8 protein-coding genes are annotated in these 12,390 nt (G+C 66.6%); 3 read left to right on the top strand and 5 right to left on the bottom strand.

The window, feature by feature from the left end; translation table 11 throughout:
- Window positions 1-21 precede the first annotated feature (21 nt).
- Complete coding sequence (locus AC0IZJ_RS13880) at window positions 22-849, bottom strand: alpha/beta fold hydrolase (protein ID WP_471850656.1); 828 nt, start codon at window positions 847-849, stop codon at window positions 22-24.
- 200 nt (window positions 850-1,049) lie between these two features.
- On the bottom strand, window positions 1,050-2,117 hold the full coding sequence (rsgA, locus tag AC0IZJ_RS13875) for a ribosome small subunit-dependent GTPase A (RefSeq protein ID WP_471850654.1): 1,068 nt from the start codon (window positions 2,115-2,117) through the stop codon (window positions 1,050-1,052).
- Between the two features lie 567 nt (window positions 2,118-2,684).
- Between rsgA and AC0IZJ_RS13870 the strand changes: the two genes are divergently transcribed.
- Entirely contained in the window at window positions 2,685-3,194 is a 510-nt protein-coding gene (locus AC0IZJ_RS13870) for a DUF1993 domain-containing protein (RefSeq protein WP_471850652.1), read from the top strand.
- A gap of 73 nt (window positions 3,195-3,267) precedes the next feature.
- On the opposite strand, the gene AC0IZJ_RS13865 is transcribed toward AC0IZJ_RS13870, so the two are convergent.
- Both AC0IZJ_RS13865 and AC0IZJ_RS13860 read right to left on the bottom strand, forming a co-directional pair.
- Window positions 3,268-4,158, bottom strand: a complete 891-nt coding sequence (locus AC0IZJ_RS13865; RefSeq protein ID WP_471850650.1) for a hypothetical protein — start codon at window positions 4,156-4,158, stop codon at window positions 3,268-3,270.
- 268 nt (window positions 4,159-4,426) lie between these two features.
- Entirely contained in the window at window positions 4,427-5,062 is a 636-nt protein-coding gene (locus AC0IZJ_RS13860) for a Crp/Fnr family transcriptional regulator (RefSeq protein WP_471850648.1), read from the bottom strand.
- A gap of 377 nt (window positions 5,063-5,439) precedes the next feature.
- Here AC0IZJ_RS13860 and AC0IZJ_RS13855 point away from each other — a divergent pair, with 377 nt between their 5' ends.
- Both AC0IZJ_RS13855 and AC0IZJ_RS13850 read left to right on the top strand, forming a co-directional pair.
- A complete protein-coding gene (locus tag AC0IZJ_RS13855) occupies window positions 5,440-5,901 on the top strand; it encodes a hypothetical protein (RefSeq protein ID WP_471850646.1) in 462 nt (153 codons plus the stop codon).
- Window positions 5,902-6,105: 204 nt separating this feature from the next.
- Entirely contained in the window at window positions 6,106-9,015 is a 2,910-nt protein-coding gene (locus AC0IZJ_RS13850; protein WP_471850644.1) for a YncE family protein, read from the top strand.
- Window positions 9,016-9,036: 21 nt separating this feature from the next.
- Here the strand turns inward: AC0IZJ_RS13850 and AC0IZJ_RS13845 are convergent, their stop codons facing one another.
- A complete protein-coding gene (locus AC0IZJ_RS13845) occupies window positions 9,037-12,375 on the bottom strand; it encodes an ATP-binding protein (RefSeq protein WP_471850642.1) in 3,339 nt (1,112 codons plus the stop codon).
- Between the last annotated feature and the right edge of the window lie 15 nt (window positions 12,376-12,390).

Here is a 12,390-nt window from a genome sequence, read left to right as displayed (position 1 = left end):
TTCTTGGGGGGGTGGGTGAATTCAGGAGGAAATGAAGGCCAGCAGGTCGGCGTTGAGCCGTTCCTTGTGGGTGTCTATCAGGCCATGCGGCGCACCTTCGTAGACCTCGAGCGTGGCGCTGCGCAGTGCCTTGACGGCCAGCCTGGCTGAGGCGTCGATAGGCACCATCTGGTCGTCGTCGCCATGCACCAGCAGCGTCGGCACGGTCACCTGCTGCAGGTCGGCGCTGAAGTCGGTGGCCGAGAACGCCGTGATGCACTCATGGGTGCTGCGGTGGCTCGCCTGCAGGCCCTGGTCACAGAAGCGATCAATCAGGGCCTGGGAGGGCACGGCGCCGGGACGGTTGAAGCCGAAGAACGGGCCGGAGGCGATGTCCCGATACAGCTGCGCGCGGTTATCGATCTCGCTCTTGCGCAGGCCGTCGAAGACCTCCTGCGGCACGCCGCCGGGATTGCCTTCGGTGCGCATCAGCATTGGCGGCACAGCGGCCACCAGAACCACTTTGGCCACACGACGGCTCCCGTGGCGGCCGATGTAGCGAACCACCTCGCCGCCGCCGGCTGAGAAGCCGATCAACGCGACATTGCGCAGATCCAGCACCTCCAACAGGCTCGCCAGATCATCGGCGTAGCCATCCATGTCGTTGCCGTCCCAGGTCTGGCTCGACTGCCCATGTCCACGTCGGTCATGGGCAATGGTTCGGTAGCCTTTGCCGGAAAGGAACAGCATCTGCGATTCCCAGCTGTCCGCAGTCAGAGGCCAGCCATGGCTGAACACCACCGGTTGACCGCATCCCCAGTCCTTGTAGTGAATGCGCGCCCCATCCCGGGCGGTGAAGAAGTGGTTCATCGGCTTGGCTCCAGCTTCGCGATTGCTGTGCCGACGAACCCTCGCCGGCTTGGCCATGCCAGTGTCGGAACGCCCCCGGTGTTGCACCAGTTAAGCGATATAAAACGATGTAGTCGGGACGTCGCCGGGTCGTCGGGCGCAAGCCGCGGTGCCCGAGCGAACTCAGTGGTGGCAGAGGCCCTTTCAACCGCTCACTCGTCCTAACCCTTCTTCTCCAGCGCACGTCGGCTGCCCGCCTTGCCGATGGCCTTCCACTTGCCGCGCAGCTCGATGCGCTCCAGCGCGGTCAGCTCGCCGCGTTGGGCATCGCGCATCAGCTTCTTGTAGTTGTCGAGCCGGTCCTCGTCGACATGGGCCAACACGGCGCAACCGGGCTCGCCCTCGTGCCGGCAATCGCGGAACCGGCACTGCTGCGCGAGCGATTGCACATCCTCGAAAGACGCGGCCAGCGTGCGCGCGTCCGCGTCGGGCCGGAAGGTGCGCAGGCCCGGCGTGTCGATGATGCAGCCGCCGTGCGGGCAGCGGTGCAGCGAGCGCGCCGTCGTCGTGTGCCGGCCGCGGCCGTCACTGGTGCGCACGGCTCCCGTCGACTGGCCGGCGTTGGCCAGCGTGTTGATCAGCGTCGACTTGCCGGCACCCGACGAGCCGAGCAGCACCAGCGTCTGCCCTGCATGCAGCCAGGGGCCGAGATCCGTGCAGGTCTGTCGCGACAGTGCGTTCACCGGCAGCACCGGCACCGTGGCGGGCAGGCGGGCGTACATCTGCGCGATGCGCTCCTGCGCCTCCGGCGCGATGTCTCGCTTGGTGAGCACGACAACCGGCGCCACGCCGCAGGCCCGCACCATCGCGATGTAGCGCTCCATGCGGCGCGCGTTGAAGTCGGCGTCCAGCGCCATCACCAGCAACGCCGCGTCGACGTTGCTGGCGAGCGGCTGGCGCCGCCCGTCGTTGGCGCGGCGGGCAATCTGCGTGAGCGGTTCGACGCGCTCGACGATCCAGGCCTGGCCGTGCGCGTCGACCTGCATGGCGACCCAGTCGCCGATGGTCAGCGGCTGCGCCGTGGCCTGCAGTTGCTGCACCAGCCGGGGCAGCGCGCGGGCCAGGTACTCGGCGCGCCCGTCATGCAGCGTGAAGCAGTCACGCTGCGATTCGGTCACGCGCGCCAGGCGCATGTCCGACGCGGGAGGCGCGGTGAGTTGTGCAGCAAGCGTTGCAATGGCGGGTGTGAGCCCGAGCGCCTGCAGCGCCTCGAATTCGATATCGATCATGGGAATCCATTGATGTTTGGCTTCGTCCGCGCGAGCGCGAACCTGTCCACGCGCGGTGGCGCGTGGCGCAATCAGGTGGGAAGCCGGCTGCGACTGGCGCAGCGATCAATGGACCCGCGAGGAACGCAAGGTCAGGCGCGAGGGGCGCTCAGATGGGCACGCAGGCAGCCGGACACGAGAAGGGCGACACGATCTGCTTGTTCCATGGTCTTCTCCTGGGCTGGTTGATGAAGGGCGCGAGTCTGCCAGCGGGTTGCGAGTGGCGTCAACCGTGGCGTCAGCGCGACGAGTTCCCGACAGAGATGTCGCTCGCGAGCCGCCAGCGGGTTCACGCGAACCCGATCCCGCAGATTGCCGAGCGAGACGAACTGCCAGAAGTCCGATGTCCGCGGTGGATCTCGGTCAGCCGCCGTCGACCGCGCGTTCGCACGGACGAGCCCGTTGGCGCGTCCTTACACTGAACTGCGTCGTCCGCCCTCTGCCGCTGGCAGCAACCGGGCGGCCGACCCGGCGGGGCGCCGCTCGAATGCCGTCGCCGTATAGCTTCACTACTTCCAAGGAACGACCATGACCAGTTCGATGTATACCTTCGCCGTTCCCGTCTTCAAGCAAATGCTGATGGCGCTTAAAGCAGAACTGGCGCAGGCAAGTACGCACGCCTCGGCCCACTCGATTGAGCCCGACGCCTTGCTGCAGGCGCGCCTGTATCCGGACATGTTTGCGTTGGCCAAGCAGGTGCAGATCGCAGCCGACTTTGCGCGCGGCGTATCGGCACGCCTGGCGGGCGTCGAGGTCCCCACCCACGAGGGACAAGAGAAGAGCTTTGCCGATCTTGATGTCCTATTGGCCCAGACGGTGAGCTTTCTGGATGGCCTCAGCGCATCGCAGTTTGAAGGCAGCGAAAGCAGAGAGATCATCTTGCGTCCCGGTACACCCAAGGAGAAGCGGCTGATCGGTCAAACCTATCTGGCCAACTACGGCCTGCCGCAGTTCTTCTTTCATGTCACCACTGCCTATGCCATCCTTCGCCACAACGGGATCGCCATCGGCAAGCGCGACTACATGGGCGTGTATTGACTGATGTTCGACGCTGCGCGCGCCGAGTGCGCTTGCGGTTCTTCGACCTTCAGGCTGCGCATGGAAGGCTTCTTCAGCGAGGCCTGAAGAACAGCTTGTCGGGAATGGCCTGAAACGGCGCGGTCCAGAAACGATTGTCGAGTTCGAAGATCTTCGCGGGCAGCCGTCGTTGTCCATCGATCAATGGGCCGATGTGAGCGTCCCGTGAAAGGATGGATCTCGCACTTCCATCAGAGAAGATCGCAGAGAGACCCGCCGTCAATGCCTCGGCCAGGACAGGCTGGCGCAACTGAACTGCGAACACCCGCGCGAACCTGTAGTGGAGGCACCAGTCCTCAAGCAGCACGGCCGACGGCGCCAGATGCCCAAAGAGTCTCAGCAGATTGCTGGCCTCATCGACTCCCAATGGGAACGCGTCGAATCGCCCCGCTTCCAGCATCCGAAACAGCGACAGAAACTCTGCCTCCTGTACCTTGAGTCCCGCAGCGCGAAGGATGCTGGTATCCACCCAATCGGGGCCTTGGCCGAAGCTCAACTCGCGCAGGTCCTCAGAACTGCGTATGCCCCGCAGGCGATCGAGCCGGTCGCGATGCACCAGCATCACACGATAGCCACTGAGACCAAGATCCAGCGGAAAGGGCAGGATCAATCCGCCTTCGGCAACCTTGGGCGAGGCGCCGGTGTCCATGACATTGACATCACCGGTGCTGAGCGCCAAGAGGGCGCGCATCGATGACAGCTGCACGGCGCTCAATCGCAAGGTGTACTGTCGCCCCGACGCCGCCAACGCGGCGTTCAGCATCTTGAACGAATAGCTGTCCGTGGGCCTTTCGTGCGTACGCGGGTACACAAACTCAAGCACCTGCTCGGCCGCCGAGATGCCGGTCAGTGCAGCAGCCGCGCCGAACACCAGACCCCGACGGCGGAGCAGATGATCAGAAGCGCTTCGAGGTTTCTGGCCCATGAAGAGGATTCTGCTCGCACCCCGTCCAGGTTGAATGCGCAGCTACCGCATGGCCGGCTCGCACATCCACTTTTCCAACCTGCCAGTGTATAAGACTCTTTACCTTAACCACCGCCTGGCAGCGCTGTGCAGCGGTTGCCGTCAGCCGCGGCAGCAGCCGGGTTCACGCTGCCTGGCTTGAAGCGGTCGCTGGCGCACCTGGGCCGATGACGGCTTCAACGACCGGGCAGGCGACGGTGGCGGGGCGGAGCTGTTGATGGCGAGGTGATCACCAGCGCGGGGGCAGCGGGCGTAGCAGCACGATGCAGGCGCGCTCAAGCTCGATGTACCCACCGCGCGCCAGGTCCTGAAGCAGCCGGTTGACCATGGCGCGCGACGCACCCACCCTTTGTGCAATGCGCTGCTGGCTCATGCCCCGTATGCACAGCCGGCCTTCGTGCTCCCTGGCCAACATCGAGCACAGGCCGACGACACGCTGGTACACGTCCATGGACCCCAGGTTGCGCACGGTTTGCGTCAAGGTGCGCACGCGTTCGACCAGGCGCTGGATCAGGTCAAGGGCCATGTCGGGCCGCTCTTTCAGCAAACGCTCGACATGGGCGCGCGTCACGCGGGTCAGGCGTGACGCGGTCAACGTTTCCACCGTTGCAGAACGCAGCTCGCCCTTCAACATCAGCTCACCGAAGATATCGCCGGGGCCCAGCGTATTCAGCTCCACGGCCCGCCCGCCGTCGCCCATCACGAACGCGCGCAACTCACCCGAATGCACAACGAACATGCAGTCGGCGGCATCCCCCTGGGTCACCACCTTCACGCCAGCGTCCCAGTGGCGTGTGTCGCCGTGCCTGGCCAATTCCATCAAGACGGCGGTCTCGGTCGATGCGATCCACAGTGCTTCCTCCACGGCCAACTCCGGTGCCCCATTGATGGGATGCCTCCGCAATGTAGGCGCTTTCAGGCCGCAGCTAAGGCAACGCTGAATAAGTCCCCGCGATGCAGCGCGCCCTGGTTTGGGATGGGCTGCAAGGCGCAAAGCACAGCCATAGCGGGCTATGGCGAGCATTTGCAACGCAGCAGGCCGCCCAAAGCAGGGATGAGCTGCGCGCGAGGGACTTGTTCAGCGTTGCCCTAAGCCTCGCTATGTTCACTATTGACATCGCATCGCACCGCGCGCTTGCGCGGTCACAGAATTGGTCAACAGGTCCTGAACAAAACGATGCAGGGCTTGGGTGAAGTCGGAAACAACCGCTGTGACAAAGCAGCATCTTTCAAGGAACACACATGAACTTCGATCGCAAGACCATTGTCAAGAGTGCCGCTGCGTTGATCGCCGTTGGCGCCACCGCCTTCACCAGCGCCTATGCGCAGCCCGAGGGTTTGCAGGGCAGCGTGGTGGCCGCCGAGCGCTACCGCGCCGTGCAGGAAGGCGCTGCGGCCATCAAGCTGCACGCTGCAACGCCGGCCGCGCCGCAGGCACATCGTGTGGCCGACCGCGCACCCGAGGCCGCCAGCGCCGCTGCCGAGCTTCGTGTGCGTGGCGGCAACGCGGCCGCCGAGCTTCGTGCGCCCGACGGCAATGTGGCTGCCGAACTTCGTGTGCGTGGCGGCAACGTGGCTGCCGAGCGCCGTGCGCCTGACGGCAACATGGCTGCCGAGCTTCGCGTGCGTGGCGGCAACGTGGCCGCCGAGCTTCGTGCGCCCGACGGCAACATGGCTGCCGAGCTTCGTGTGCGTGGCGGCTGAGTGCTGCGCAACGGCTCGGTGACTGCACCGAGTTGTAGCTCGTGAAGGCAGGCCGGCAGCGGCTCAAGCCTTCCCCTCGATCTGCCAGCGTCACTGCTGGCAGATCTGCTTCTACGATCAACGATGGCTCATCGAGCAGGGGAAGAGTCTGTGCGGCGATCGATCTGCTCGTGTGTGTGCGCCGTCATCGGTGCAGGTTGGATGGTGGCATCGCCCAGTTGGGCGCAGCCCAGCGATCCGCTCGGCCTGAACTGGCTTGAGACGCCCGATGTGCGTCTGGTGTTCCAGTCACCGCGGTTGGATTACCTGACCGCGCACACCGTACGCACCTTCACGTCGTCAGTGCGCTGGCAGCGGGAGAGATTCGGCTGGGTGCCGTCGGAGCAGCCCACGGTGCTGCTCAAGGACTTCACCGATCAAAGCATCGCCAGCGCCAGCGTCACGCCGCTGAACAGGCTCTACATCGAGGTATCGCCCAGCGCCAATACCTTCGACACCAACCCCGGCAGTGAGCGCATGGCCTCGCTGATGAACCATGAGCTGGTGCACCTTGCCACCGGCGATGTCGCCAATGCACAAGACCGCTTCTGGCGCCGCCTGCTGCAGGGCAAGGTGGAGGCGCAGCCCGACAACCCGGAGTCGCTGGTCTACAGCTACCTGAGCACACCGCGCTTCACCGCACCGCGCTGGCTGCTGGAGGGTGCCGCCGTGTTCATGGAAACCTGGATGGGCGGCGGCCTGGGCCGGGCCCAGGGCGGCTACGACGAGATGGTGTTCCGCGGCATGGTCCGTGACGGCGCGCGGTTTTACGACCCGCTCGGACTGGCCACACGCGGCGTGCGCTCGGACTTTCAGGCGGGTGCCAACGCCTACTTGTACGGTACGCGCTTCTTCACGTGGCTGGCCCACGAGCACACGCCGGAAAAAGTCGTCACCTGGCTGCGCCGCGACGAGGGCAGCCAGCGCGGCTACGTCGCTGCGTTCGAACAGGTGTTCGGTGTACCGCTCGACACCGCGTGGCAGCACTGGATCAAATTTGAGCAGGCCTTTCAACGCGCCAACCTGGCCGGTGTGCGGCGACTGCCGATCACACCGCTGTTGCCACTCACGGCGCGGGCCGTCGGTTCCAGCTCGCGCCTGTTTCTGGATGCAGAGCGCCAGGTCGTCTACGGCGCATTCCGCCAGGCCGGCATCGTCGAACACATCGGTGCCATGAGCCTCCGCGACGGCACCGTGACGCGGCTGACCGACATCCAGGGCGGCACGCTGTACGGCGTCAGCTCACTGGCCTATGACCCTGAACGCCGGCGCATTTTCTACACCACGCGCAACTACAACCGCCGCGACTTGATGGTGCTGGACCTGGACAGCGGGCAACAGACCCAGCTGCTCAAGGAAGCCCGCATCGGAGAGCTGGCTTTCAACCGTGCCGATGGGGCCCTCATCGGCGTGCGGCACGATCGAGGCCTGGCCACCCTGGTGCGCATGGCCCCACCGCACACACGCTGGGAGCCGCTGCACACCTTCCCGTATGGCGTGGTGCCCTCCGACCTGGATGTGTCGCCCGATGGTCAACAGCTTTCCGCATCGGTCAGCGAGCCGCAGGGCGAACAGTTTCTGCGCGTCTGGTCGCTGCCCGATCTGGTGCGGGGACCGGGCCGCCTGAAGACCATCGCCCAGGCCAGTTTCGGCCAGGCTGCACCGGAGGGATTCGTCTTTTCAGCAGACGGCCAGGCCCTGTATGGCAGCAGCTACTACACGGGCGTGTCCAACATCTTCCGCTTCGAGCCCGCCACGGGCCGCACGGTGCCGGTCAGCAATGCCGAGGTGGGCCTGTTCCGGCCGCTGCCGCGCGAAGATGGCAAATTGATGGTGCTGGCTTTCACCGGCGAGGGCCTGCTGCCATCGCTGCTGGACCCGCAACCGCTGCGCGCGCTGAGTTCGATCCGCTTCCTGGGCACCGAATTGGTGGCGCTGCACCCGGTGCTCAAGACCTGGCAGGCCGCTTCACCCAATGCGGTGGACGACGAGGCATTGGTGACCGCGCGCGGCATCTACCGGCCGCTGGAGCACCTCGAATTGCTCAGCGCCTATCCGGTGCTGCAGGGCTACAGGAACACCGTGGGTCTGGGCTACCGGCTGAACTTCGGTGATTGGCTGTCTTACGCCAGCGCAAGCCTCACCGTGGCCGTGACGCCGGACAAGCGCCTGCCGGCCGGTGAGCAGCTGCACGCCGAGGCCAAAGCGGCCTACCTGGGCTGGCGTGGCGTGCTGGCCTGGAACCGCTCCGACTTCTATGACCTGTTCGGCCCCACGCAGCGCAGCCGCAAGGGCTGGAAGGCGCAACTCGGCTACGACCAGCCCTTGATTCAAGAAACCCCGCGTCGACTGGACCTGCGCTGGGAGCTGACCCGCTACACCCGCATCGACACTTTGCCCGGCGCGCAGACGGCAACCGCGGGTTCGAGCACGCTGACGACTGCCGAGCTCGGCCTGAAATTCAGCGACATGCGCCGTTCGCTGGGCGCCGTGGACGACGAGAAGGGCGTGGCGGCCGATGCACTGCTGTCCTTGCGCAACGCCAACCGCCAAATCACGCCGCAGTTCCAGGGCGGGGTCGACGTGGGCTTCGCGTTGCCGTGGCCTCACGCATCACTGTGGTCGCGCACGGCGGCCGGTGCCAGCCACGGCGATCGCAGCAACACCCTGGCCAATTTCTATTTCGGCGGCTTCGGCAACAACTGGGTCGACAACGGCCGTGTGCAGCGCTACCGCGAGCCGCTCTCACTGCCGGGGTTCGATATCGACGCGATCTCGAGCCCGTCCTTTCTGCGCCAGCAGTTCGAACTGCAACTGCCGCGCCTGTTGTTCGAGTCGGTGGGCGTGCCGGACCTGCACCTCACCTGGCTGCGCTCGCAACTCTTTGCCACTGCCCTGTGGACCGACCCGGGCCGGCGCGAGCGCAAACGCCATGCGTCACTGGGCGCGCAAATCGACCTGCGGCTGGGCGTGCTGCACTGGTATGAAATGGTGCTGTCGGCCGGCTATGCGGCCGGCTACACGGGCAGCCGGCGCGGCGGCAATGAATGGATGCTGTCACTGAAGATCATGTAGAACGCCGACCGCCGCCGGTGACTATCCCGGGGCCTTGCGATCAGCCCGGATCGCGCCGCCCGTCTGGGCCGCAGCCCAGCTTTCACAGATGCCCCGGGCGACCATGGTGCTTTGCATGAAGCTGTCGCGTGGCACGTACTCGGCGAAAAGGTCGGCCCGGGCAGTCAAGGCGCTGTACGAGCACGCCAGCAGCTCATCGGCGCGCGGGTCGCCCAGCGGCGCCAGCGCGCAGTAGAGGTGGTACGGCGGCTCGAACGCACCGTCCCAGCCACCCTGCGCCTCCACCTCGGCCAGCAGCGCGTCCGCAGCGGCCAGCGCCTCCTCGTTTCTGCCCAGGCCGTGCAGATGGCGAACGGCTGCACCGGCGTTGACCCACGCCGTGCCCAGGTCGTTGTGGGCCCTGAAGCCAGCGGCAGCCGCCTCGGCGTGGTCGAGCGCATCGGAGAAGCGGCCCAACATCCTCGCGGCCTGTTGCGCGCTCTGGTGCGCATAAGCCTGACTTCTGCTCTCGCCGCTGATGCGCGCCAAGCGCAATCCTTCCAGCGCGGTGTCGTAGCCGTGCTGCGCCTCACCGAGTTCACAGAGGCTCTCGCCGAGGTTCGCGCAAGCCAACCCCTCCAGCCTGCGCGAACCGATTTCGCGGCACTCCTGTATGACCTGCTCCTGCAGGTCGCGCGCCTTCCTCGGGTGCCCCAGTCTGGTTTCGATTTCCGCCAGATTGAGCCGGGCGTTGGCGGTTCCGCCGCGGCTTCCTGCCGCCTGGTAGGCGTCAAGCGCCTGTTGCAAGCGAGCCAGCGCTGGTCCCACGCGATTGGCATCTATGTGGCCAACGCTGATGTTGTTGTGGATCGCCCCCTCGGTGTTGTGGTCGCCGGTGGCGCGGGCATGCGCCAGGCCCTTGAGGGCGTGCGCAAGCGCTTCATCGTGCCGGCCGAGCCGGGACAGGCACATGTAGGTCACGTTGTGCGCACGCCCGGCTTCGCGCGGTGCGAGGCTTTCAGCGCGCGCGAGTCGGCGCTCGGCCAGTTCCACTGCTTCTTCGTAGCGCGCTTCCATGAAAAGGCGCCAAACGCGGTCGTTCGCCAGGGCCAGGCGCAGCACATCGTCGTCAGTGCGGTCGGCGAGCGCCTCGAGAATCTCCAATTCACGCCCATGACCGGCCGAGTCGCCCGTGCGCATGAAGACGTTGGCTCGCACGCGATGCAGGCGGATATGGCGCGGCAGATCGCTGCCGTCGTCCAGCGCCAAGGCGCGGTCGGCGTGGGTCATGGCTGCGGTGTCAGCCTGCCGGCTGGATGCATCCTCGGCGGCACGCAACCAGTAGGCAATGGCTTGCTCCGTGTCGCCGGCGCGCTCGAAATGCTCGGCGATCTGGCTGGCCAACTCGTTCTCGCGACCCGTGCTGCGGCCTTGCAGCCAACGCGCGGCATGGCCGTGCGCTGTGCGCTTGTCGGCCTTGAGCACGGTGCCGTAGGTCACCTGGTGAAGCAGGTGGTGGCGAAAGCTGTACTCGCGTGCGCCCTCGAACGCGCTCTGCGCCTGCGGCAGTGCCAGTTCACGCCGGCTGAGCCCGGAGAGCTGCTCGGGCGCCTGCGGGTCGATGGCGGCCAGCGCTTCGTCCCAGAACTGCGCGCCGACGACGCTGGCCTGCTGCAGGCTGCGGCGTTGCTCGGCGTCCAGCGCGTCCAGCGTGGCCTGCAGCACGCCCACCAGCGTGGCCGGCACGTTCAGGCCGTGCAGCCGGTCGGCCTGCACTTGCCAATGTTCGCCCACGGTCTGGATGACGCCGGTGTCCACCAGCATCTGCAACAGCGCTTCCATGTAGAAGGGGTTGCCGGCCGCCTGCTCGGCCAGCAGCGCCTGCAAGGCCGGCACCGGCGCGGCAAAGCGTATCAGCAGTGCGGTGGCCAGCACATCGCTGCTCTGGGTGGTCAGCGGCGACAGTGGGATCAGTTGGTGCCCCGGCCAATTCCCACCCCACTGGGGCCGGCGCTGCATCAGTTCAGGGCGGGCCGCACACAGCAGCAGCAGCGGCAACTCCGGCACCGTGGCCACGAGGTGGTCGAGCGCATTGAGGGATTCGTCGTCCGCCCACTGCAGGTCGTCCAGCACCAGGACCAGGGGCTGCGCGGCGGCCTGCGACTGCAGGTAGCGCACCCAGGCGTTCAAGCCCCGGCTCAGCAGCTGCTTGCCGTCGCGCAGGATGCCGGCGATGAAGGGGCTGGCGCTGTAGTCCAGGCCAATGAGTTGACCCAGCAGCGCGGTCTGTTCATCGGCCGCCGCACCGAAGGCCGGCAGCAGGGCGGCGGCAAAAGTCTGCTGCGCCTCGGCCTGCGAGGCGCTGTCACGCACGCCGAGTTGCCAGAACAGCAGGTCGCGCAGCAGGCCGTAGGGCTGGTGCAGCGCCTGGGGGTGGCTGCTGGCGCGCCACACGGCGGTGGCCCGTTCCGGCAGCGTGGCCTGGATCTCGCCGAGCAGGCGGCTCTTGCCGAGGCCGGCATCGCCGATCACAGTGGCCGCGCCTAGAGCGCCGCCGGGCGCAAACACAGCAGTGGCCACCTGATGCAACCGGGCCAGCTCGTTGGTGCGGCCGACCATGGCGGTGGTCACACCGTCCGCGCCATGGTGCAGGCCGCGCAGCCTCCGCTCCCGAACGCCCTCCACCACGAAGGTCCGCATCGGCTCCGGCAGACCCTTGACCTGCAGGGCCGGCTGCTCCAGCACGTCGAAGCGGCCTTGCACCAGCCGGTAGGTGTCGATGCTGATGCGCAGGCTGCCCGGCAATGCCGCCTGCTCCATGCGCGCCGCGACGTTGACGGCCAGGCCGCTGAGGCTGTTGGTCTGCTCCACGCCACCACCCCGCACCACCACCCCCGTGTGGACGCCGACGCGGGCGTCGAAGCCGGCCAGTCCATGCGCCTTCTGCACGGCGTGGCCGCGTTGAGCCGCCTCCTGCAGCAGGGCCAGACCGCAACACACCGCGCGCTCGGCATCGTCCTCGCGCGTGCCATCGGCGCCGAAGGCCGCCTTCAGGCTGTCACCGGCATAGCGCAGCACCTCGCCGCCATGCTGAGTGACCAGGGCGGTGAAGGCCGCCAGCGCACCGTCCACCACCGACTGAACATCTTCAGGGTCGAGGTGACGGATCAGCTCCGTCGAGCCGACGAGATCGAGGAAAAGCACGCTCACCTGGCGCAGCCGGCGCACGGGCTCGGCAGGCGCGGCCCGGGACGTCAGCTGATGGAGTTGCTCCAGCAATGGCGCCAGCGCTGAATCGACCAGCGCGGCCCCCAACGTCGCCCGCTGGGACTGCAGCATGGCGATGGCGCCCTGCAACACCTCGATTTCGTTGGTCTGCATCTGCCCTGCTCCCTG

The organism is Roseateles sp. AC306 (assembly GCF_979253795.1).
The sequence above is the reverse complement of the archived record's forward strand: the minus strand, read 5'-3'. Positions and strand labels throughout refer to the sequence as shown.

Excerpts from the sequence above, each read along its gene's own strand:
- AC0IZJ_RS13880 (WP_471850656.1), bottom strand. The coding sequence starts at position 849 with ATGAACCACTTCTTCACCGCCCGGGATGGGGCGCGCATTCACTACAAG.
- rsgA (WP_471850654.1), bottom strand. The coding sequence starts at position 2,117 with ATGATCGATATCGAATTCGAGGCGCTGCAGGCGCTCGGGCTCACACCC.
- AC0IZJ_RS13870 (WP_471850652.1), top strand. The coding sequence starts at position 2,685 with ATGACCAGTTCGATGTATACCTTCGCCGTTCCCGTCTTCAAGCAAATG.
- AC0IZJ_RS13865 (WP_471850650.1), bottom strand. The coding sequence starts at position 4,158 with ATGGGCCAGAAACCTCGAAGCGCTTCTGATCATCTGCTCCGCCGTCGG.
- AC0IZJ_RS13855 (WP_471850646.1), top strand. The coding sequence starts at position 5,440 with ATGAACTTCGATCGCAAGACCATTGTCAAGAGTGCCGCTGCGTTGATC.
- AC0IZJ_RS13845 (WP_471850642.1), bottom strand. The coding sequence starts at position 12,375 with ATGCAGACCAACGAAATCGAGGTGTTGCAGGGCGCCATCGCCATGCTG.